This is a genomic window from Paenibacillus sp. FSL R5-0517 (assembly GCF_037974355.1).
Lineage (GTDB): Bacteria > Bacillota > Bacilli > Paenibacillales > Paenibacillaceae > Paenibacillus.
Window position 1 is genome coordinate 3498887 of the sequence record NZ_CP150235.1, and the last position, 22578, is coordinate 3521464.

At 42.1% G+C, this 22578-nt stretch carries 26 protein-coding genes; 21 read left to right on the forward strand and 5 right to left on the reverse strand.

Annotated features, from left to right (window positions below; translation table 11 throughout):
• Positions 1-149 precede the first annotated feature (149 nt).
• Entirely contained in the window at positions 150-1889 is a 1740-nt protein-coding gene (locus MKX40_RS15490; protein ID WP_339243091.1) for an ATP-binding cassette domain-containing protein, read from the forward strand.
• Positions 1890-1956: 67 nt separating this feature from the next.
• Here MKX40_RS15490 and MKX40_RS15495 read toward each other — a convergent pair whose 3' ends face one another.
• Positions 1957-2349, reverse strand: a complete 393-nt coding sequence (locus tag MKX40_RS15495) for a collagen-like protein (protein ID WP_339233633.1) — start codon at positions 2347-2349, stop codon at positions 1957-1959.
• A 129-nt stretch (positions 2350-2478) separates the two neighbouring features.
• A complete protein-coding gene (locus MKX40_RS15500; protein ID WP_339233634.1) occupies positions 2479-3360 on the reverse strand; it encodes an alpha/beta hydrolase in 882 nt (293 codons plus the stop codon).
• Positions 3361-3462: 102 nt separating this feature from the next.
• Here MKX40_RS15500 and MKX40_RS15505 point away from each other — a divergent pair, with 102 nt between their 5' ends.
• The 14 genes from MKX40_RS15505 to MKX40_RS15570 all read left to right on the forward strand — a co-directional run bounded on the left by MKX40_RS15505 (position 3463) and on the right by MKX40_RS15570 (position 12884).
• Complete coding sequence (locus MKX40_RS15505) at positions 3463-4377, forward strand: LysR family transcriptional regulator (RefSeq protein ID WP_339233636.1); 915 nt, start codon at positions 3463-3465, stop codon at positions 4375-4377.
• A 146-nt stretch (positions 4378-4523) separates the two neighbouring features.
• Positions 4524-5381 (forward strand): DegV family protein, encoded by an 858-nt coding sequence (locus tag MKX40_RS15510; protein ID WP_339233639.1) that lies wholly within the window; start codon positions 4524-4526, stop codon positions 5379-5381.
• A gap of 246 nt (positions 5382-5627) precedes the next feature.
• Positions 5628-6239 carry a sulfurtransferase TusA family protein gene (locus MKX40_RS15515; RefSeq protein ID WP_339233643.1) on the forward strand — a complete coding sequence of 204 codons (612 nt, stop codon included), beginning with the start codon at positions 5628-5630 and terminating at the stop codon, positions 6237-6239.
• A 30-nt stretch (positions 6240-6269) separates the two neighbouring features.
• Entirely contained in the window at positions 6270-6665 is a 396-nt protein-coding gene (locus MKX40_RS15520) for a DsrE/DsrF/DrsH-like family protein (RefSeq protein ID WP_339233646.1), read from the forward strand.
• 31 nt (positions 6666-6696) lie between these two features.
• Positions 6697-7833, forward strand: coding sequence for an MBL fold metallo-hydrolase (locus MKX40_RS15525; RefSeq protein WP_339233648.1), 1137 nt, complete (start codon positions 6697-6699; stop codon positions 7831-7833).
• Positions 7834-7848: 15 nt separating this feature from the next.
• Positions 7849-8076 carry a sulfurtransferase TusA family protein gene (locus MKX40_RS15530; protein ID WP_339233650.1) on the forward strand — a complete coding sequence of 76 codons (228 nt, stop codon included), beginning with the start codon at positions 7849-7851 and terminating at the stop codon, positions 8074-8076.
• Positions 8077-8174: 98 nt separating this feature from the next.
• Positions 8175-8969: a sulfite exporter TauE/SafE family protein gene (locus MKX40_RS15535; protein ID WP_339233652.1), complete on the forward strand. Its 795-nt coding sequence runs from the start codon at positions 8175-8177 to the stop codon at positions 8967-8969.
• A gap of 64 nt (positions 8970-9033) precedes the next feature.
• Positions 9034-9507 carry a DsrE/DsrF/DrsH-like family protein gene (locus tag MKX40_RS15540; protein WP_339233654.1) on the forward strand — a complete coding sequence of 158 codons (474 nt, stop codon included), beginning with the start codon at positions 9034-9036 and terminating at the stop codon, positions 9505-9507.
• A gap of 71 nt (positions 9508-9578) precedes the next feature.
• Positions 9579-9848: a metal-sensitive transcriptional regulator gene (locus tag MKX40_RS15545; RefSeq protein ID WP_339233656.1), complete on the forward strand. Its 270-nt coding sequence runs from the start codon at positions 9579-9581 to the stop codon at positions 9846-9848.
• A 198-nt stretch (positions 9849-10046) separates the two neighbouring features.
• Positions 10047-10367 carry a rhodanese-like domain-containing protein gene (locus MKX40_RS15550; protein WP_339233658.1) on the forward strand — a complete coding sequence of 107 codons (321 nt, stop codon included), beginning with the start codon at positions 10047-10049 and terminating at the stop codon, positions 10365-10367.
• Positions 10368-10416: 49 nt separating this feature from the next.
• On the forward strand, positions 10417-10815 hold the full coding sequence (locus MKX40_RS15555) for a rhodanese-like domain-containing protein (protein WP_339233660.1): 399 nt from the start codon (positions 10417-10419) through the stop codon (positions 10813-10815).
• Entirely contained in the window at positions 10793-11185 is a 393-nt protein-coding gene (locus tag MKX40_RS15560; RefSeq protein WP_339233662.1) for a rhodanese-like domain-containing protein, read from the forward strand. Before MKX40_RS15555 ends, MKX40_RS15560 begins: the two co-directional genes overlap by 23 nt.
• A gap of 158 nt (positions 11186-11343) precedes the next feature.
• A complete protein-coding gene (locus tag MKX40_RS15565; RefSeq protein WP_339233664.1) occupies positions 11344-11964 on the forward strand; it encodes a DUF2239 family protein in 621 nt (206 codons plus the stop codon).
• A 20-nt stretch (positions 11965-11984) separates the two neighbouring features.
• On the forward strand, positions 11985-12884 hold the full coding sequence (locus tag MKX40_RS15570) for an alpha/beta hydrolase (RefSeq protein ID WP_339233666.1): 900 nt from the start codon (positions 11985-11987) through the stop codon (positions 12882-12884).
• A 65-nt stretch (positions 12885-12949) separates the two neighbouring features.
• On the opposite strand, the gene MKX40_RS15575 is transcribed toward MKX40_RS15570, so the two are convergent.
• On the reverse strand, positions 12950-13291 hold the full coding sequence (locus MKX40_RS15575) for a nuclear transport factor 2 family protein (protein ID WP_339233669.1): 342 nt from the start codon (positions 13289-13291) through the stop codon (positions 12950-12952).
• Between the two features lie 26 nt (positions 13292-13317).
• Positions 13318-14112: an SDR family oxidoreductase gene (locus tag MKX40_RS15580; protein ID WP_339233671.1), complete on the reverse strand. Its 795-nt coding sequence runs from the start codon at positions 14110-14112 to the stop codon at positions 13318-13320.
• A 167-nt stretch (positions 14113-14279) separates the two neighbouring features.
• Here MKX40_RS15580 and MKX40_RS15585 point away from each other — a divergent pair, with 167 nt between their 5' ends.
• From MKX40_RS15585 to MKX40_RS15595, 3 genes are all read left to right on the forward strand, one after another.
• The gene (locus MKX40_RS15585) at positions 14280-15161 is read left to right on the forward strand and encodes a LysR family transcriptional regulator (protein WP_339233673.1); all 882 of its coding nucleotides are present in this window, start codon (positions 14280-14282) and stop codon (positions 15159-15161) included.
• A gap of 220 nt (positions 15162-15381) precedes the next feature.
• Complete coding sequence (locus MKX40_RS15590; protein ID WP_339243093.1) at positions 15382-16110, forward strand: pentapeptide repeat-containing protein; 729 nt, start codon at positions 15382-15384, stop codon at positions 16108-16110.
• 323 nt (positions 16111-16433) lie between these two features.
• Positions 16434-16595 carry a hypothetical protein gene (locus MKX40_RS15595; RefSeq protein WP_339233675.1) on the forward strand — a complete coding sequence of 54 codons (162 nt, stop codon included), beginning with the start codon at positions 16434-16436 and terminating at the stop codon, positions 16593-16595.
• 125 nt (positions 16596-16720) lie between these two features.
• On the opposite strand, the gene MKX40_RS15600 is transcribed toward MKX40_RS15595, so the two are convergent.
• A complete protein-coding gene (locus MKX40_RS15600; RefSeq protein WP_339233677.1) occupies positions 16721-18277 on the reverse strand; it encodes a BCCT family transporter in 1557 nt (518 codons plus the stop codon).
• A gap of 249 nt (positions 18278-18526) precedes the next feature.
• Here MKX40_RS15600 and MKX40_RS15605 point away from each other — a divergent pair, with 249 nt between their 5' ends.
• The 3 genes from MKX40_RS15605 to MKX40_RS15615 all read left to right on the forward strand — a co-directional run bounded on the left by MKX40_RS15605 (position 18527) and on the right by MKX40_RS15615 (position 22506).
• Positions 18527-19156 carry a histidine phosphatase family protein gene (locus MKX40_RS15605; protein WP_339233679.1) on the forward strand — a complete coding sequence of 210 codons (630 nt, stop codon included), beginning with the start codon at positions 18527-18529 and terminating at the stop codon, positions 19154-19156.
• A gap of 926 nt (positions 19157-20082) precedes the next feature.
• Positions 20083-20487: a VOC family protein gene (locus MKX40_RS15610; protein WP_339233681.1), complete on the forward strand. Its 405-nt coding sequence runs from the start codon at positions 20083-20085 to the stop codon at positions 20485-20487.
• An 87-nt stretch (positions 20488-20574) separates the two neighbouring features.
• The gene (locus MKX40_RS15615) at positions 20575-22506 is read left to right on the forward strand and encodes a fructose-1,6-bisphosphatase (RefSeq protein ID WP_339233684.1); all 1932 of its coding nucleotides are present in this window, start codon (positions 20575-20577) and stop codon (positions 22504-22506) included.
• The last annotated feature ends 72 nt before the right edge of the window (positions 22507-22578 follow it).

The following is a 22578-nucleotide window of genomic DNA, read 5'->3' on the forward strand; positions in this document are numbered from 1 at the left end:
TGAACATATAGAAAGTATTCGAATCTGGGAGTGAGAGGAAGGGCTACAAATGGATTGTGCTTGATGGTAAACAGTGTTACTCTAAAAGTCTGTGTTCGACAAATTATTTAATGATGATCACCAATTTAGGTATAAAGAAAGGTAACATGATGATAAAAGTTGATAACCTATCCTTCTCGTTCCCGCAAAAGGAACTATATCAAGACATTTCATTTACGCTTGAAGAGGCACAACATTGTGCTTTCATAGGAACAAGTGGCAGTGGGAAAAGTACACTGATCGATATATTGATGGATCCGGAAAGATATTTGTTCGATGGCAAGTTAGAGATAGACCCCGATTGCAAAATCGGGTATGTGAGTCAGTTCTCGCAAGTCGATAACACGAAAGAAATGACTGTTTTTGAATATATCGGAGAAGAATTCATCAAGATACAAGATGAAATCACAGCCCTTTATGCGGAAATGGCAACTACATCGGATATGGATTCGCTGATGGATAAAGTTCAATTGGCTTTGGATGCCTTCCAGGCCATGGACGGGGATAATTTCGAAAACACCATTAATAAACAGCTAAATCTGGCTAACCTCATGAAGCTAAAAGACCTTGATGTATCCGAATTAAGCGGCGGGGAATTCAAACTTATTCAAGTAATGAAGGAAATGCTGAATCGTCCAGACTTAATGATCATGGACGAACCCGATGTATTTTTAGACTTTGAAAACCTGAACGCACTTAAAAAATTGATTAATACCCACAAAGGTATGCTGCTCGTTGTTACGCACAATCGCTATCTATTAAATCATTGTTTCAATAAAATAATACACCTTGAAAACACGGAGATCCAAGAGTTTGATGGGCGATACATCGACTATAACTTCTCGCTGCTTCAGACGAAGATCGAGTTACAAGAAATTGCAGTTGCTGAAGCTGAAGAAATTGAGAGATACGATCACATCATTGACAATCTTAGAGAGATCGCCACTTATAATTCGGAAGCCTCGAGAGGCAGAGCGTTAAAAGCCAGAGTCAGGTTTCAAGAGCGCTTGGAAGCACGTCGAATTAAAGAGCCCTTTGTCGATATCAAGCAGCCGAATATCCGTTTTGGCATCGAAAAGGAAATAGAAGACACCGTTGTGGTTAACGTCAATAACTATAGCGTTTCCTTTGACGAGTTGCTTTTGGACCATGTGAACTTTGAGATCAAATCGACAGATAAAGTAGCCCTGATCGGTCCAAACGGTACCGGAAAAACGACCTTACTCCGTGAAATCTTCCAAAACAATCAGGATTCCATTGAAATAAATGCTGATGCTACAGTGGCTTATTTATCTCAGTTTCAAGGTGAAATGCTTAAGGATTCGAATACCATACTAAATGACTTTATTGATGCCGGTTTTCAAACGTATGATGAGATTAGATCGCATCTTGTGCACTATGGCTTCGAAGGAGAAATCCTTGATCAGAAGATAGAGTCTTTATCTGGTGGAGAAAAAAACATGCTCCAATTGGCTAAAGTTGCTGCCAGTCAAGCGAGCGTATTGCTTCTTGACGAACCGACAAGCCATTTGGACATCTATAGCCAAATCGCATTGGAGAAAGCTATTGAGGACTACAAAGGTGCGATTCTCATGATTTCTCACGATTTCTATTCGGTTGTAAATGGTATGGATTATGTTTTGATTATCGAGGACAAGACGATTACTAAAATGAGTATTCAAGAATTTAGAGAGATGATATATACGAGTCATTTTAATGAAGACTATCTTGAAACGGAACAAAAGAAAAAGTCTGTTGAACTGAAAATCGAAATGGCTCTGAAAGATACTAATTTTGAACTTGCAAAAAGTCTGGTAGATGAGCTGGAAAAGCTGATTAAGTTGCTTTAGACAGCTAATTAGTTCATAAATTAAATCCCCCTGTATGCGGATTAAACCGTATACAGGGGGATTTCTTCTAGAAACAGCTAAACGAGCTAATTCGCTGCAGATCAATGCCGGTGTATAACCAGAAGAAGCCATTCCAGCGGAACCCAGCCACCGAATTTCTACCTACAAATACCGGGTACATCCAGAAGCCGGGACCACGATCCGGCCAAATATATGTGTAACGAAACAGACAGCCAGATATGGCTCTTGGATCAACTGCAAATAACGATGCGGGTTGCTGTGGAATGAATGATGGTGGCGGCCCGGTAGGTGCTTGCACGCCTTGTGGTCCACCGCCTCCACCACCGGGGAACGATGGCGGACCAGGCATTCCACCGGGTCCTCCTGGTCCCCCAGGTCCTCCGGGAAACCCAGGTCCACCAAACCCTCCGCCAGGTCCAAAAGGAGGTAAAAATGTCATATCACATCACTCCTGTTCATTAGTCTAATGTATTGTATGTAGGCCATTGAGCAGGGGAATGGGTGGGAGCCTATAGAAGGCCGCTAATTATAATGAAACGATCACAGCCGAAATGCTATTCCAGCAGTTCTAACTTTTAATAATATCTATAATTTGTTTTAGCGCCTTTTTGGCTTCAGGGATGGGGAATACCGGGAATACGTGATTCATTTTTGGATACTCGATATAATTGATATCTACAGATTGCCGGGCCGCTTTTTCTTTAAATTTACGTGCATCCGGAAGGAATAATTCATGGGTCCCGATAAACAGGGAGATTTTACCCAGATCTTTGATCTCGCCATGAAGCGGGCTGACCAGGTAGTGAGAGAGTGGCAGTTCACCTGCATATAATTTACCAGCTTCAACAAGCATGTCCCAGTTTAGCATGGGCTCATCATCAATCATTGCAATGACCTCGGGACTGCTCAATGTAATGTCAAGCCATGGGGATAACAGAATGATATCCTTGGGCTGAGGTAATCCTTGTTCTGCCAAATATTGCGCAAAGGCCAGCGTAAGGCCACCGCCCGCAGAATCACCCATGATGGTGATATTTTGCGGTTTGGTTATTTTCAAGATATGCTGATAGATGTTCAACACACATGCAATTGCATCCCTACACTGATAGTTTGGCGCTTTTGGATACACTGATGCATACACCGTACAATTTAATTGCTCCGTCAATTGATTCAGGAAATGCCAGTGCCATGTCAGTGGCTGCTCAACGTATCCTCCGCCAGGCAAATATAGAACAACCCGTTCATCAGATTGAGTGTTGGATTTCATAATATAAGTATCTACGGGGAGGCTCTGATCCTTGGTAATATTGTATTTGTGTTTAAGCTTCACAGGGACTTCATAGGGGACGCTATTACTCTTTCTACGTTCTTCCATAAATTCATGTACATTCATTTTTCTTTTCGTCATTTTGAGCAACAATTCTACAAGAAAACTTCGAATACTACGCATACTATCGACCTCCTTAGACAAATCATACTTGATTATAAGCATCAAATATATTTAATAATATTTTAGTATCCTAAACAATTAATTAAGGATAGGAAGAATGAGATGAATATTTCCCAGCTTCAATATCTAATATCTGCTGCACAATTCGGTTCATTTACCAAGGCAGCAAGTGTACATCATCTAACCGTGCCAACAATCAGCCAATCCATCAAACAGCTTGAAGAAGAGATGGATACCATCATTTTTCACCGCACCAAAAAGGGCGTTTCTCCGACAACAGAAGGGGAGTTGATCCTGAAACATGCAGCAGCTATTCTAAAAAATATAGACAGTATGCAGCAAGAATTGCTCATGTTAAAGGAAGATCATATGGAGAGCATTACGATTGCAACCATTCCCGGTTTTGTTCCGCAAGTCGTTCAGGCAACGTTAGAGCTAATGCAAAGTTATCCGGCGCTTAAGGTGCAGATGATTGAAGGAGATACTCAGACCGTCATGAAGCAAGTACAGGAAGGTTACGCGAACATGGGTTTATTATCCTACAGTAAAAGTCAACAAAATTCTACGTTTGAATGGTTCCCGATCGTTGAGGGCAGTGCTGTAATCATTATGAATACAAGCTCACCACTGCGTTTTTTCAAAATGATATCTCCAGAAACCTTGGAGAACGAAGTGTTTGTTCTATATAAAGATGAACATATCGAAAATATTGCCCATGATCTGATGTCTGCAAGTGCTGGCAATCGAATATCTCTAATTACGAATAACACTGATGCGTTGGGTCAGATGGTTGTTAAGGGCAATGCGATTACAATTGCTCCCGATTTTATCGTTAATGCTTTGGCCTCCACCTATAAGGAACAATTGGTCACGGTTCCAATCCAACAACTCGGCTCCGATAACAAACCCATACTGGGTAGAATTACAAAAGTGAATGAGCCAATCCCTATAATGGTTGAAGAATTTACAGCCAGACTTACGGATCTGGTTAATCATATTAGTCCCCAGATGAATTGAAGGACATACGGAGATATCGGCATCAACTTTTCTGTGCTTCTCACAGGAAAGTTGACTCACACCATAAAGTGATATATTTTTATATCAAATGATAATTTAAGTTTTTATATTTTCACAAAATACGAAGAGATTGGACGGATGCAGCTATGAAAATGCCTTCGAACATTAAATTAATGGTGGATAGCACTTCAGATTTATCAAAGCAACTGCTCGACCAGTACGATATCAGCGTTGTACCTTTATATGTCGTTATGGGCGCTCAATCCTACAAAGATAATATAGATATCATGACTGGAGAATTGTATCGTCGCTCAGATGAAGAAGGCATCATTCCCAAAACAGCAGCGCCATCTCCAGCCGATTTCATTCATTATTTTGAAAAATCACTCAAAGAAGGCAAACAAATCTTATATATCAGTATGTCATCCAAGGTGTCTTCCACTAACCAGAATGCACATATTGCAGCATCCGAGCTACCGCATGGGCAGGTTCATATCGTGGATTCCATGCATCTGTCTGCAAGCTATGCCATGCTGGTGGTACGTGCGGCAAGGGCACTTGAAGAGGGTTGTTCGCTTGAACAAGTGATCAAGGATATTGAGAATGTACGAGAGAAGGTTAATATTGAGGTATTCGTGGACCGTCTGGATTATCTGTATAAGGGTGGACGAGTGAGCAGTTTACAGCATTTGATCGGGAATGTCCTTAAAGTCCGTCCTGTGCTGAATATTATTCAGGGAGAAGTGCGCTCTATTCGGAAGTATCGCGGGAAAATGGAAAAGGCTCTGGACGGAGTTGTTCAAAAAATTGTTAGCCGTAAAGATGAGATTTGTCCAAACGTACTTATTATCGCTCAAACCTTTGCAGAGAAAATGACGGATAAACTGTATGCATCTCTGATGCAAACGAATCACTTTAAAGATATTATTCTTATTGAGGGCGGGTGTGTTATTGGCTCGCACACAGGTCCTGGTTCAATTGCTGTCAGTTATATCGATTTGTAAAACTCCATGTGACAGCTTTTTTCAGAATATCGGAGTAGAGATTAGCCAACCACCTAAGTGGTTGGTTTTTTTTATATTCAGAACCTTTATTCCAGAATTTAAGTGATATCTCCTATCTAGTGAAGTGTTGACAAAAACAAATGATCTTTGTATTATACCCATAGGGGTATACGTATTAATCTCCTGTTTATAACGGAGTGCAGAGCCATTTCTGAAGAAAAACATATCATTCGTTGCTCTGTTCTAATGCTTGTCTTATTCATAATCATATTGGAGGAGGTCGTTACAGTGTCCGAAATTAAAGTAGATCAAACCATTGATTGCAAGGGGCTTGCGTGTCCTATGCCGATCGTAAGAACGAAAAAGGCTATCGATCAACTTGATGCTGGTCAAGTTATTGAAATACAAGCTACAGATAAGGGTTCTCTCGCGGACATCCAAGGCTGGGCCAAAAATACAGGTCATCATTATCTGGGAACATTAGAGGATAATGACGTTCTTAAACATTATGTTCGCAAAGCGAGTGCGACCGAAACCAAAGAAGAGAAGAAACATCCATATGTCATTTCAACTGATGAATTACAGAAAAAACTTGCAGATCATGAGAAGGTGACTGTACTGGACGTACGTGAACCTGCTGAATATGCATTTAATCGAATTGCGGGAGCCATTTCTATTCCGCTTGGTGAACTCGAGAACCGAATCCAGGAGCTTAATCAGGAAGATGATATTTATGTTGTATGCCGAACCGGCAATCGTAGTGATCTGGCTTGTCAATTTCTTACCGAAAAAGGATTCAAAAAAGTAAATAATGTAGAGCCAGGCATGACTGGCTGGACAGGGCCAACAGAAAAATAAATAACAATTAAAAAATCGGAGGTAATAACAATGAGTACAAAAGTGGCTATTATTGCAAGCAATGGTGGGATGTTCGATGCATACAAAGTGTTTAATATTGCTACCGCTTCAGCAGCAACTGAAGCAGAGGTTGCCATTTTCTTCACATTTGAAGGATTAAACTTGATTCATAAGCAAGCCCATCACCAGCTGCCGCTCCCGGCAGGAGCTGAACATATTGCTGAAGGCTTTACAAATGCAAATGTTCCATCTATTCCACAGCTCGTAGAAATGGCTCAGGAGTTGGGAGTCAAAATTATAGCTTGTCAAATGACGATGGATGTAATGAACCTGACCAAAGAAGACTTTATCGATGGGATTGAGGTCGGCGGAGCAGTCACTTTTCTAGATTTTGCGAAGGATGCCAATGTTACATTGTCGTTCTAATGAGCTTGCAGGATGAAAGGGGAAACTAGCAATGGAATTAAGAACAATGACGGCAAAGGAACTAACTACTATTGTCTTGGCTAAAGAAGAAATATTTATCCTTGATGTTCGGAATGAAACAGATTTCAACGATTGGAAGATTGAAGGATACGGTGTAGATATCGTGAACATTCCTTATTTTGATCTGTTAGACGGCGTTGATGATGCACTCGACAAGATTCCTGATGGGAAAAAATTGCTTGTTGTTTGTGCAAAGGAAGGCTCTTCCAAATTTGTGGCAGAACAAATTGTTGAAGCTGGCAGAAGCAACGTCTATTACCTTGAAGGCGGCATGAAATCATGGAGTGAACATCTGGAACCCGTCAAAGTTGGCGAATTGAAGGATGGAGGTTCATTGTTTCAGTTCGTAAGAGTTGGGAAAGGCTGTTTGTCTTATATGGTTATTTCGGGGGGAGAAGCCGCAGTGATTGACACCCTGCGGATGACGGAAGTGTTTGAACAGTTTGCAAGAGAGCAAGGAGTACAAATTAAACACACACTGGATACACACCTGCATGCCGATCATATTTCAGGCGGACGAAAATTAGCTGAGCATACGGGTGCCACTTATTGGCTGCCTCCAAAAGATGCAACGGAAGTTACTTTTAATTATGAGAAGCTTGAAGAAGGGCGTGACATCAAGGTCGGCAGCACAACGATTCAAATTCAGCCCATTTACTCTCCCGGACACACCATCGGAAGCACATCCTTTATTATAGATAACCAATATCTGTTGACCGGCGATATCCTGTTCATTGAATCGATTGGTCGTCCTGATCTGGCGGGTCTTGCAGAGGATTGGGTAGGTGATCTTCGTGAAACACTTTATACACGATATAAAGTACTTTCTTCAGAGCTTATCGTCCTGCCTGCACACTTTGGAAAAGTAACGGAGCTCGGGGAAGGCGGCCGAGTTATGGCGAAACTTTCTGATTTGTATCAAAAAAATCCGGGCCTTAACATTGGTGATGAGCAAGATTTCCGTCGCACGGTGACCAAGAATCTTCCACCTCAACCGAATGCGTATCAGGAGATCCGGCAGACAAACATGGGTAAAATTACACCCGATGAAGATAAACAACGTGAGATGGAAATTGGTCCCAACCGCTGTGCCGTGCATGACAATTAAAAGGAGGAACATGAGATGAAAACAGATATGACTGTAGATACGAAAGGATTGGCATGTCCTATGCCGATTGTTAAAGCAAAGAAAGCACTGGATAGTCTGGAAGCCGGACAGATCATGGAAGTCCTGTCTACGGATAAAGGTTCCCTTAATGACTTTCAGGCTTGGGTGAAGCAAACGAAACATGAATTGATTTCTCATGAGGAAAAGGATGGAGTGTATACGTTTTACGTTCGAAAAATCTAAATCACTACAATAAGCGAACACGCAGTAGGAAGCCGGGCAAATGTTCGCGTGTTTAAAACTGGCTTAATTCAGATTAAGCCAGGGAAAGGAGGAGAACTATGGATTTCCTCATGTTGATCATTATGATCACTCTTGGCTTAATCGGGTCCTTTTTCTCAGGGTTGTTAGGGATCGGTGGGGCCATTATTAACTATCCGCTATTGCTGTATGTACCTCCACTATTCGGGGTAGCTCATTTCACAGCTCATGAGGTTTCTTCAATTAGCATGTTTCAGGTTTTCTTTGCTTCGCTTGCAGGCGTTCTGGCATTTCAGAAAAACAGCAAAGGAAAGCTGGAGCCACCCGTCATTCATAAGGGACTCGTTGTTTATATGGGAAGCGGGATTCTGGCAGGAAGTCTGATCGGAGGATATATATCGGGATTGCTTCAAGGAGATGTTATTAACCTGATCTACGGCATTCTTGCTTTGTTGGCAGTTATACTGATGCTGATTCCTCGCAGGGGCTCGGATAATATACAAGATCATCTTCAATTTAATAAAATCATCGCGGTTGTGTCAGCGTTTATCGTGGGTATTGTCTCGGGAATTGTCGGTGCGGGCGGGGCGTTCATTCTCATTCCCATCATGCTCACCATTCTTAAAATACCGACACGTACGACCATCGCTTCTTCACTTGCCATCGTCTTTATCTCAGCCATCGGCGGGGTAATTGGAAAGCTTACTGGCGGACATATTCCTTTATGGCCAACTTTATTTACAGTCGTAGGAAGTTTGATCGGTGCTCCTCTAGGATCCAAAATCAGTTCCAAAATCAATGTCAAGGTGCTTCAGTATGGACTCGTTGTATTGATTGCGCTGACAGCCGTGAAAGTTTGGTCAACAATTCTTTAGAGGAGCGAAACACATTCTCAAGATATTGTAATTTATGTATTCAAGAAAGCGGGGATTAAGATTAATGGCAGATAAATCAACGATCGTCTTATTCAGCGGGGAGCTGGATAAAGCAATCGCGGCGTTCATTATTGCAAATGGAGCAGCGGCATATGATCACGAAGTAACGATATTTTTCACGTTCTGGGGGCTGAATGCTCTTCGGAAAGACGAGGTTATCCAGACCAAAAAAGGTTTTCTGGAAAAGGCCTTTGGATGGATGATGCCACGAGGAGCCAACAAACTTGGTCTTTCCAAAATGAATTTTGGCGGTTTGGGTCCGCAAATGATTAAACATGTTATGAAAAAACACAATGCCTTATCCCTGCCTCAATTGATGGAATTGGCACAAGAACAAGGAGTGAAGCTGGTTGCTTGTACCATGACCATGGATCTTCTAGGTTTAAAACAGGAAGAGTTACTCGATGGTTTGCAATATGCAGGTGTTGCTGCTTATCTGGGTGATGCATCGAACGGAAAGGTAAACTTATTTATTTAAAGGTGTAAGCTAACCTTTTTTGCTCTATAATATACCTATACTGGTATGCTATAAAGGAGAGTAGATTGGATATGGAATATCATTATTCAGATAGCTTAAAAACACGTTTGCGCAAAATTGAAGGACAGGTCCGTGGTGTGCTTCGTCTAATGGAAGAAGATAAACCTTGTAAAGAGGTTGTTGCTCAGTTGTCCGCTGTCCGTAATGCTTCTGACCGGGCTCTAGCACAAATTGTGGCAGATAATCTCCAACAATGTATCAAGGCTGAACAAGAAGCTGGCAATAATGATACGAGTAAGTTAGTGAAGGAAGCGGTGGAGCTTCTTGTGAAAAGCCGATAGGCAAGGTACAAGAATCAGAATTAAAATGGAGAGTCTGGCTAGACTTGAGAAAGTTCTAGTCTGTTGTTACAATACCCATAGGGGTATATGTTTAAAATGATAATGGACGGCATATGGATACATTCAGCATATGTTCGGTTTGAAGATAAATAGAAAGCATCTTGAAAACCATATTTTTTATAAAAGGAGCGGATGTAGATGGCATTTCAAATTCCAAAAGTAATCACCCCTCAAGAGGTATCGTCGCAGTTGAAACAAGGGGAGCAGCTATACCTGCTAGATGTTCGGGAGGATGCTGAGTGGGAAGAAGGACATGTACAGGGGGCAAAACATATTCCGCTAGGCCAGTTGATGGAACGGGTTGAGGAACTGCCAGTCTCACAAGAGATCATTGTGATCTGCCGAAGCGGGAACCGTAGCGGCCTGGCCTGTGAACTTTTACATGAGAAAGGGTTCCAGATTGTGAATATGACAGGCGGTCTTAGCAACTGGACAGATTACGATCAATTGGTTAGATAAGACCTGTTCACTGCAGGAATGAAAGCACGTGGAAGAAAGGATGTTATGAATGACACTGGTGTATATTGCAGCTACAATTGGTATCCTATGGCTAATCATTCAGCTCTGGCCGGTCTCCTCCCTAACCTATGTGAACAGCAAGGAATGGGACCCGTCACAGAAACGGTGGTCTAACGTCAGAATACTGGATATCAGAGACTCAAGCGAGTACTGGCAAGATCATATCCCGGGTTCAATTAATATATCCATTGGCCGATTGTCTGCAGTCTGGATGAAGGAGCTGTCACCCGATCAGGAGGTCATGATCTTTTCACGGAATTGGCTATCCCGCCAAAAAGCAGCCCGCATACTGGCACGCCGTGGATTCAGACAGTTGTATGCAGTGAAGGGTTGTTATTTTGCCATGAATAGAAAGGGAGAGTCCAGTGAACACAAGCACTGTTATTAATATCGCCATTTTGCTTCTGATTGTATGGTTCCTCTATACTCGACTGAAGCCGGTCACCGGCTTGACCAACCTAAAACCGGATGAATTCCGACAGGCCATCAAAACAAACCCTCCAGGCATGGTGGTGGATGTGCGCGAGCCTGCTGAATATAAAAGAGGGTATATTCCGGGAGCAATTAACATCCCCTTGTCGCAACTGCAGCAGCGATTAAGCGAGATTCCACAGAACAAGCGTGTTTTTCTATACTGCCAGAGTGGCATGCGCAGCAAGAGTGCAGCCAAAATATTAAGCAAGCAAGGCTACACTCAGATCTCTAATCTTCAAGGCGGCGTAAGTGCATGGAGAGAAAAATTGATTTCCAAAAAATAAATTCCCCACCTATATGCTGTATAACAGCAGTCCATTCATCGGGCTGCTGTTTTTTGACGTTTTTCAAAACAAATAATTAAACCCGGGTAATATTGACTTTATATTTTTACCCGGGTAATATAAAAGAGTCAAGGTAAGATCAGAGAAGGAGGAGTCATATGCAAGCTTCATCACACCCAATCAGCTACACCGCTTTTGTGGATCGAGCCTGCTTCGCGAAGGGCTCATTACAACATGTTGTTGGTATTGCCAAAGATAATCTGGAGGACAGTCAACTTGCACAAATCCTTATTTTCCATGATGGGACAGGTAAACCGGTTGACGTTGATTTTCGCGGGAGCACCGTTGAAGTGCTTGACCGATTACACGGCGAGGGTATGGAAGGGCCTACTTCGGATACAACAGAAAAAGAAAATGAACAGCCTGCTCGCAAGGTTGGTCGTCCCAAGCTGGGCGTAGTATCTGGCGAAGTTACGCTACTTCCCAGGCAATGGGAATGGTTGAAAGCTCAACCCGGAGGCGCTTCTGTCACATTGAGGAAACTGATTGATGAAGCCCGCCGTGTGGGTGAGAGTGAAAGTAAAGTTCGTGCCGCTCAAGAAGCGACGTATCATTTCATGACTGCAATGGCAGGCGACTTTGACCAGTATGAAGAGGCTCTGAGAGCACTGTATGCCGGCAATGAAGCTCTTTTTTACGAATGGATTGATGACTGGACGCCAGATATCAGAGACTATGTTAAGGATTTGGCCAAAGGTGCGTTCATGCAACAAATATAAATTTGAAGGAGAATATTTTAATGAATAGATTAAACGTTAATGGTATTGATCTTGCTTATGACAGTTATGGCGATGAAAAGCATGAAACCATTCTCTTGATCGCCGGGCTGGGAACACAAATGATCCGATGGACGGCCCCCTTTTGTGAAATGCTGGCAGCCAGAGGATACAGGGTAATTCGTTTTGACAATAGAGACACCGGATTATCTACTCATTTTAGTCATCACGATCCTCTGGATTTTGAAACACTCGCCAGAACACTTATGTCAGGACAACGCCCCCATATACCTTACACGCTTGAGGATATGTCTGATGATACGATTGGATTGTTAGATGCACTGGACATCGCGAAAGCACATATTGTTGGACGTTCCATGGGTGGTATGATAGCCCAACTCACTGCCAGCCGTTATCCCGAGAGAGTGATCTCGCTAACTTCAATCATGTCCACTACAGGCAATCCAGAACTTCCGCAGACTTCACCAGAGATCATGGCGTTAATGACTCGTCCAGCTCCGAACCCGAGAGAGGATGAGGCAGGATATCTGGCTCAAAGTACGGCTTTTGCCAGACAGATTGCAGGTACGGGTTATGCGTTTAACGAGGAAGAGTATCATTCCATGATTCGTGAAGAACTGCGACGAGCGTATGATCCGGGCAGTATCGGAAGACAAATTGCAGCTATTGCCGTATCCGGAGACCGGCGTCCGCAACTCGCAAAAATAGGTGTGCCCACGTTAGTCATCCATGGAGCGGAAGACTCCATGTTTGTGCCAGCATGCGGAGAAGACACGGCGAAAGCCATCCCGGGCTCCGAATATATGGTGCTTAAAGGCATGGGACATGATTTGCCGGAACAGCTGTTTGGAACGGTCATTGACGGAATTGTTCGAACAGCTCAGCGTAACAAACCGAATTGAAATGATGAATCATAGACCTCCAAAGTGGCCTTAGAAAACAATTTCTAAGGCCTTTGTGTTTATCTTTAGATAATAGATAATCTGACGATTTTATCGTCAACAAGTACAAAATGATAATTCAATAATAGTGGATCGGGTAGACCAGTCTTGTCGTAGGTACCATCGAGCTTGCATGTTAGCACAATTTCATCTCCTATTTTTTTTGCCTTTGTTGGCTTTAAGGTTACATTCGCCGCGAAATGGTTTTGATCACTCCATTCCCGAATCGCCTGTTTACCATTTCGCTTTTTTCCTTCATCTAATACAACGGCATTTTCTGAAAAACAATCTACAAATACTGCTGGGTCTGGTTTATTAGATGCATGAATGTATTTGCTAATTACAAACGGTAAATGATTGAGATCCATATTGTTCCTCCTCTTATTAAATCGCATTAGACGGTAGGGATAGTTCCCCCATCAATGACATATTCACTACCTGTAATAGATGCTGCTCGGTCTGATACCAGAAATGCGGCCAGCTCAGCGACTTCTTCAGGAAACCCTGGCCGTCCAATGGGGATACCTCCGAGTGAAGTCATGAGTTGTTCAAGAGCACTTTCTCGACTTCCAGTTTCCGCTGCGATCCGATCAATTAGTGCGTCAGCCGCTTCTGTCTGGATAAACCCTGGAGACAATGTATTTATGCGAATTCCTTGAGGGGAAAATTCATTTGATAGTCCCTTGCTATAATTAGCCAGCGCGGCTTTTGCAGATGCATAAGCCAGTGTAGTTTCATATAAAGGCAAACGTCTTTGGATAGAAGTGAAATGAAGAATAACGCCTGAATTATTTTCTAACATAAGTGGAATTAAGCCACGATCAAGTCGAACTGCTGCGAGTAAATTCCAATTTAATGCATGAAGCCAATCGTCATCATTCAATACAAGTGCGCCTCCAGGTGGTGTGGTTGATCCACCTACGCAATGGACAATAATATCGATGCCTCCAAGTTGTTCTTTTACTGCTGTAATTATTTGATCTGTACCTTCAGGTGTGGCGACATCTGCTTGAACAAATTTCACTGAATTGGGCAAGTCAGTGGATACTGAACGGGCAGTAGTAAGGACTGTAGCTCCGGCGTTTGCAAGTCTTTTTACAACAGCTTGTCCCATTCCCTTTGTTCCTCCAGTTACCAGCACCTTTTTGCCTTTAAATTCAGATAGAGAGTACTCAAATTCTTTATGCATAATTATTCCTCCTAGTAATAATATTCAATGATTAAAAACTGCTTTGTCTCTTAACATTGTGTTATGAGAGAGGAGCTAGAACTAATACTACACTTGCCACTTTCATAACGTCCAATTTATTATAATAATGAAAATGATGAATAATATTAATATAGGAGGTTGTCCTAATGGAACTTACACAATTAGAATACTTTATGACCGTTGCACGGCTTGAACATATGACATTAGCCTCCAAAAAACTCGGTATTACTCAGCCAGCGTTAAGTCATGCAATTGCCAAGCTTGAAAATGAAATAGGAGCTCCATTATTTGAGCGCAATGGACGCAATATAAAGCTGAACCGAAACGGTACCATGTTCTCTAAATGGATTGGTAGAGCCCTACAAAATATTGAAAATGGGCTCAGGGAAATCGAAGAGTGGTCCAATCCTGATACGGGTGTAATTACGTTGTCTTATCTAAACATTCTTGGTGTTGAATTGATTCCTAACCTAATCCGGAGTTATCAATTGAAGTACCCTAAAGTGCGGTTCGAATTGACACAAGGAAATTTAGGGGATATCGATGAACATCTAGAACAAGGATTTTCGGATGTTATGATTACATCGAGGGAATCTACTTTGGACAATCATCACTGGAAAACGGTTCAAAATGTTCCTTTATATATCGTTGTTTCCTCCCAACATCGTTATGCAGATTGTAATGCTCTTAGTTTGGCAGAGCTATCTGGCGAGCCGTTTATTGGATTGAAAAACAACTGCGGATTAAAAGAAACGATCATGTCCCGTTTTCGACATACCGGTTTTGTTCTTGCTTCGGCTTATGAAGCGGAGGACCTGATCACTGTAGCCGGTTTTATCAAATCGGGTCTTGGTGTATCAGTATTGCCAAAGACATTGGGGTTAATGTTAGATGAATTGGTCTGGATCCCTATCCTTGATGAAGGATGGTACTGGGAAATCGGGTTGAAGTGGAGAGAAGATCATCATATTTCTCCAGCAGCCAAAAGGTTTATTGCATTTGTTGAAACTTTACATCCAAAAGAATGACCGCCAAAATTTAGGATTGAAGAAGTCATGGCAATATGCAAGAACATCTATCTATTAAAGTCGCTTTTTAAGCGACTTTCTTATATTATTGGTACAAGATCATAGTCAATTACCTAGAAGTTATCCAAACGGGGCACCGAATGGGACTTTTTTTTTCTAGCACGGAAGAATATTTCGAAGAAATGATAGGGTGATAGGGATGAGAAGACTGGAGTCTGGCATGACAATAGACAACGAAATATTCACTGATATTGTCAGGTATGAACACGAAACGATCAGCGAAACAACCATAACAAATTCGAATATTGGTTCACCTATATTTTGGAGCTGTAACCTGAAACATCTTGTATTTGATACCTGCGATTTTACCAATGCGAGATTTTTTGCCGGTTGTACGATTGATCATTGTACTTTTATCCGTTCCGACTTACGCTCTGTTGGCATTGCCAGGAACGAAGCTGTTTTCACCAATTGCGAATTTCCCTCCTGCGATCTGAGAGGCATGACATTGGAGAATGCAACGTTTATCGACTGTACTTTTTTTAAATGCCGATTTAATGACCGGATTCTACAAGCGGCGAATATCGTCAATTGTTCCTTTACCGGCAAGCTGGTGGATATTACGTTTGAAGGAGATGGCACACAAAAGCTAATCGCCAATTTTGAAAACTGCATCCTTGACGGAGTTCGTTTTGTAGGCTGTGACCTAACGCAATGTATTCCGCCAAAATCAAAAAACCATGTATATGTTGAACAGGTATCCTCACGTGTGAAAAAGGCTATGAAGAAGATAGACGATGACGCTGATCTATCTGACGATGTTCGGAAAGTACTCGTCCGCAATCTGCGCAAGCTTGAGCATATGGAACAATATATTTTTAACACGGCGCATATGAAGAAAATATATGGTGATGTATTTGTTGAACGATTTTTCAGCAGTCTGGAATAATGCGTAAACAACTCGGCCGTGGAAAAATGTCAAAGGACACGAACGTATTTTCATTAAATCGCTATTTCAGCGGCTTATTTTTTTTGTACAAGTTCGTGTTTCGATTGAAGAAAAAAGGACTTGTTCTCATGTTGTATCTCCAATTAAACCTTTTACAATCATTGTCAGTAAGCTATAATAAAATAATCGATGGGAATACCGAATATAAAAGTGAAATAATGTAATTGTTCGAGACAAAGTATAAGTAGAAATTGATTACGGGATCGGCACGGCACATTGTGTTGAGTGACGTGAATCCATATAAAAAAATCGGAGGTATCGTTATGATCAAGAAGAAACTTTGCACAGCCGTTAGCGCAGCTTTAATCGTTTCTATGCTGGCTACTGGCGGAATCGTCGTTTTCCAAGGTAAAACAACATTAGAGGTAGCGAAGTCGGCAGGAGATAAAAAGGTTGAAGTTATTAAAGCTATCCAAAGCACCTGATGCAAAAGTCAACAGGAATCAAAAAACTTCAAATGTTACATAAAAAAAAACCAAAGTTCCGATTGGAACTTTGGTTTTTTTATGTACTTGCATGTAATAGAAGGAGAAGATTGTACTACATTCCATTACGTGCCCGGAACTTCAGGCTGCAAGTTTTCTTGTTCCTCCAGCAGTCGTTTCAGCTTTTGGCGCTGCCGTTTTTCCTTCTGACGTCGCTCTTTGTCCTCAGCCTGCAGTGCCTTGAGCAGGGAGAAACACATCCCGATAAGGACTACAGCGAACGGCAATGCAGACACGATGGAGGCCGTCTGGAGGCCGTTCAATCCCCCACTAATCAGCAACACTACCGCAATAGCGGACTGCATGATTCCCCAAGTCAATTTCACTCTTGTACTTGGGTTTAGCTTGCCATCTGAAGACAGCATGCCTAACACAAAGGTAGCCGAATCAGCCGACGTAATAAAGAAGGTCATGATGAGGAGTGTTGCGATGAATGCTACGATCGAGCCCAAAGGCAACTGCTCCAACATAAGGAATAGGGCGGTTGTCGCATCTTCCTTGACGGCTTCCGCCAGATGAGCGGCATTGAACAATTCCATGTGAAGTCCGGTTCCGCCGAAGACTGAGAACCATATAAATCCGAAAAGGCTTGGAATAACCATGACGTAAATTACAAATTCCTTGATGGTTCTGCCTCTGGATACTCTTGCGATAAAAGTGCCGACAAAAGGAGCCCATGCGATCCACCAAGCCCAGTAAAATAACGTCCATGCTCCAATCCAGGTTTCTCTTGAGAACGGCGTCAATCTCAAACTCATGTTAATAATATTCTGCATATAACTGCCCAAGGTTGTCGTGAATGTGTCAAATATGAAAGAAGTCGGTCCAGTCGCTAATACAAACACCATCAATAGCACAGCTATAACGAGGTTGGTGTTGCTTAGAATCTTAATCCCTTTATCCAGACCGGAGGTTGCCGAGATTAGAAACAGTACGGTTACAATTGAGATAATGACAATCTGGGACAACGTCGAGTTAGGAATACCGAATAAGTAATTCAGTCCCCCACCAATCTGAAGTGCACCCAATCCAAGAGAGGTTGCAACACCAAAGATGGTGGCAATAACAGCCAGAATATCAATGATCTTGCCAAGCCAGCCAGCCGCAAGACGCTCACCGATCAGAGGAATAAAGGTAGAACTGATCAACCCTTTATAACCTTTCCGGAACTGGAAGTAAGCGAGCGCCAAACCGATAACGGTATAAATCGCCCAAGGATGCAGCCCCCAGTGAAAGAAGGAATAACGCATGGAAAGTCTTGCTGCCTGCGCAGTTCCGGCTTCTGCTCCTTCCGGGGCAGATAAATAGTGGGACAGGGGCTCGGCAACTCCCCAGAAAACCAGTCCGATTCCCATACCAGCGCTAAACAGCATGGACAGCCAGGAAATCGTAGAATATTCCGGTTCATCATCGTCATCCCCCAGCCTGATCCCGCCAAATCGGCTGAATGCCAGATAAAAAGCAAAGATCAGGAAGAACAGTGTCGCTAACAAATAAAACCAGCCAAAATTCTGAATAGAGAAGTTGTAGGCAACGTTTGCTGCATCCGCCAGCTGATCAGGAGCGACGCCCCCCCATATTGCAAACAGTGCAACGATGATAATTGTGATGGTAAATACCATGATGAGACCTCCATTATGTAATCTTCATCCAACTTTTCCTTAGTATGTGCTAGTCCGGCTAGTTATCATTCGGAAATCCAGCTGTTGATAACATAAAACAATTCGACGTGTATTGAAACAGGTGAGGAGAAAGTCCTCTTTTTCAAAGGAGAGGATTTATCGATTTTTGATGTCCCCCAAGGAGAAGAAATGTTGAATAAAAAATGATAAGAAGGGGGAGAGTAGGGAGAAAAAGGGGGGGGGAAATCCATGTACCGTTTAACCGTTCTAGCCATTAGTCTTTTTCTGTTCTTTGGAGCATATCATACTGCCGAAGCATCAGAAATATCCACATCTTCTCTCATTAGTGATCTACAAAAAGGGGGTTACATCCTTTATGTCCGACATGGAGATGCAACAGTTGGAGTTGATCAACCAGATTTTAGTCTGACAGATTGCTCCACACAGAGGAATTTAAGTGCGCTTGGAAAGGAACAGGCAGAAAAATATGGTCATGCTATTCGGAAACTAAATATCCCCGTCCATTTCCCCGTGGAAGCAAGTCCCCTGTGTCGAACTCTCCAAACTGCTCAGATTGCGTTTGGTGCACAAAATGTAAAAGAAAATACATTTTGGTTAAACATATATAAACTCAGTCAAAATCTGGACACAGAAAATATAAACAGTACAATTCAAGCATTTACAAATGAAGTGGAGCAAACCTCTCCAACGAATTCGAACAGGCTTATTGTAGCTCACTCTTTTCCTAGCGGTCTGGGATTAGGAGAACTCTCGAGTATGGAGACATTCATTATTAAACCACTGGGAGACCATAAAGGGTATCAAGTTGTTGGAAAATTGAAACTAGAAGATGTTTTGCAGCAAGCTGGAATGTCTTAGATGACGAGGGACAAGAAGAACATATGCTCATTCAAGTCGCTATTTTGGCGGCTTTTTTTATCGTTTCCTGACGGAAAAATAAGAATCTAGAAATTAATAAAATCATATACTTTATATAAAGTGGTTCCAAGAGAGGGATTCTACGTTCAAAATAGAATACATTATGAAGGATTGTCTATTTTACCAATATTGGCTATATCGATCAAGAAAGACGATTCTCAAAATAATGAGAGGACTGATTATATTAAAACCACACAACTTTTAAATATGTTTGCAAATGAGAACAGTAACTCTAAACACGGTGGAACGATATACGCCTTTACTCATTATGGCTATGCTAAGCCTGACAATAGGTCGAGAGGTTTGTAAGGGGCTATTTTACCATTGTGATATGCAGCTTATGCGCTACTCCTTTTATCTTGCGTGTCTAGAAGCCGTACTAAGTATCTCTATACTTGTTTTGTCTGAAGGAAAGGATATAAGTACATTGCTTGCTATCTGGTTTATGACGATGACACTGTCCATATTTTTCTCAGTACATCATCTATTGGTATATTATGTATTCTAACCCTACACAACGGAGTTGGACACCAATAATCCTCTTTTTACATTAGTGAACAGTCTTATTTCATTAGGCTTTGTTATAACGATGTTTTTAGGTCCAACTCTGTGGGTGCTCACTGTTATCTTAATTGTATTGACTGTAGGCTGTCTGTTCAGTGCGGTACCTGTCGTATCCAAATATGCTCAAAATAACTTTAGAGTGAAGTGAAAGAAAGCCCCAATCATTTTAAAACGCTACTGACATAACGTTGTCAGTAGCGTTTTTTTATCATTGGATATGTAAAAGTAAAAGATATGGATAAGTAACATGTCTGTTTTACAAAAAAATAGGACACAGTTAGATTTAGAAAGGATGATATATTGTGAATTTTTCTTCTGTACGCATCATTACTGACGACGTGGATCGTCTCGTTGAGTTCTACGAAAAAGTCTTGGAGGTTACGGCAGAACGACCTGCACCGGTATTTGCCGAACTCGTTGTGCCATCATGTACCCTTGCAATAGGACATACCCAGACGGCACAGTTATTCGGTACGGATGCTGTACTGAGCGCTCATAACCGTACTGTCATTATTGAGTTTCGAGTCGATGATGTAGAAGCCGAATATGAGCGCTTAAAGTCATTTGTCGATCATTGGGTAAAAGAACCGACCATGATGCCGTGGGGAAACCGTTCCATGCTGTTCCGCGATCCCGATGGCAACCTACTTAACCTTTTTGAGCCCGTGACTGAGGATGCGATTAAACGGTTTAAAGATAGACATTAACGTACAGTTTCAATGAAATTTGTTCATCTACGACGAATTGGAGTATGATTGGGGAAGACATTACTTCTTTGGAGGGGGACATCTGTTTTGGATGAGCAGTTTCTAGATTTATTGGCCGAAAAATATGATACGGAAGAAAAGATCGTAACCGAGATCATCAACCTTGAAGCGATCTCCAATCTCCCGAAGGGAACCGAGCATTTTGTCAGCGATTTGCATGGGGAGTTCCAGGCATTTCAGCATGTACTAAGAAACGGTTCGGGTACCGTCAGAGAGAAAATCAAAGAATTATTCCGGGAAGCTTGGACAGATCAAGAAATCAATGATTTTGCCGCATTGGTTTATTATCCGGAAGAAAAAATACAGCTGGTTATAGGTGAACTGAGCAATAAACAGGCTCTGAACCAGTGGTATAGACGAACGATTGAACACATGCTTAAGCTTATCTCTTATGCCTCTTCCAAGTATACGCGCTCGAAATTGCGTAAAGCTCTGCCGGAGCAGTATGTATATATTGTAGAAGAGCTTCTATATAAGACGGATTCGACCAACAATAAGGACCCTTATTACGAGGAAATATATCGACAAATTATATCTTTGGACCAGGCGGACAAGCTCATCATCGGCCTTGCTTATACGACCCAACGCCTGGTAGTTGACCATCTTCATGTGGTTGGAGATATCTATGACCGGGGGCCGGACCCTGATAAAATTATGGACACGCTAATCAACTACCATTCTGTAGACATTCAGTGGGGGAACCATGATGTCCTCTGGATCGGTGCTTATGCGGGTTCTCTGGTCTGCCTTGCGAATATTATCCGGATCTGCGCCAGGTACGATAATCTGGACATCATTGAAGATGTGTACGGAATCAATCTGCGCCCACTGTTAAATCTGGCGGAGAAATATTACGAAGACAATCTGCCCTTTAGACCTAAACTGCAAGCTGGCCATAACGTATCGGAGCAGGAAATTCTGCAGATCACCAAAATTCACCAGGCCATTGCCATGATCCAGTTTAAACTGGAAATCCCGATTATTAAGAGACGCCCATACTTCAATATGTCTGAAAGACTTTTGCTGGAGAAGATTGATTACGACAACCATGAAATTAATATCTGCGGAAAAACGTACACGCTGGAAAACACCTGTTTTAGCACCGTAAATCCGCAGCAGCCTGAGCAATTGCTGGAAGAAGAACGTCAGGTAATGGAAAAGCTCCTGTTCTCCGTTCAGCATTCCGAAAAACTGGCCAGACATATGAACTTTCTTATGAAGAAGGGTAGTCTTTATTTAAAATATAACGGAAATTTGTTAATCCACGGCTGTATTCCTTTGGATGAAGAAGGAAATATGGAAGAAATGCAGATTGAAGACAAGACATATGCGGGTCGTCAATTGCTTGATGTTTTTGAAGATTATCTACGCTACGCCTTCGCGCATCCGGAGGAGACAGAAGATCTGGCGACGGATATGGTATGGTACATCTGGACAGGGGAATGTTCCTCGCTCTTTGGAAAGAGAGAAATGACTACGTTTGAACGATATTTTATCCAGGATAAAGAAGCACATAAAGAGAATAAGAATCCCTACTACCATTTACGTGAGAATGAAGAGGTCTGCCGGAAAATCATGCAGGAGTTTGATCTGAATCCGGATCATGGACATGTCATTAACGGCCACACGCCAGTCAAAGAAATTCGTGGAGAGAGCCCTGTTAAAGCAAACGGCAAAATGATCGTGATTGACGGCGGTTTTTCCAAAGCCTATCAATCCACAACGGGCATTGCCGGATATACATTGCTGTTTAATTCCTTTGGCATGCAGCTCGTCGCCCATCAGAAATTTAATTCAAAAGAAGATGTGTTATGCAACGGAACGGACGTATTGTCTGTAAAAAGACTGGTGGATAAAGAACTGGAACGAAAACTGGTGAAGGAAACCAATGTTGGAGAGAAGCTGCAGCAGAAAATCTCAAATTTGAAGGACCTTCTGGAATATCACTATATGAATTAAAACGATTGCTAAAAACATCCGGATCAAATGTTGGAGTGTAATTAAACACAGACGCTCGTATCGGACATGAAT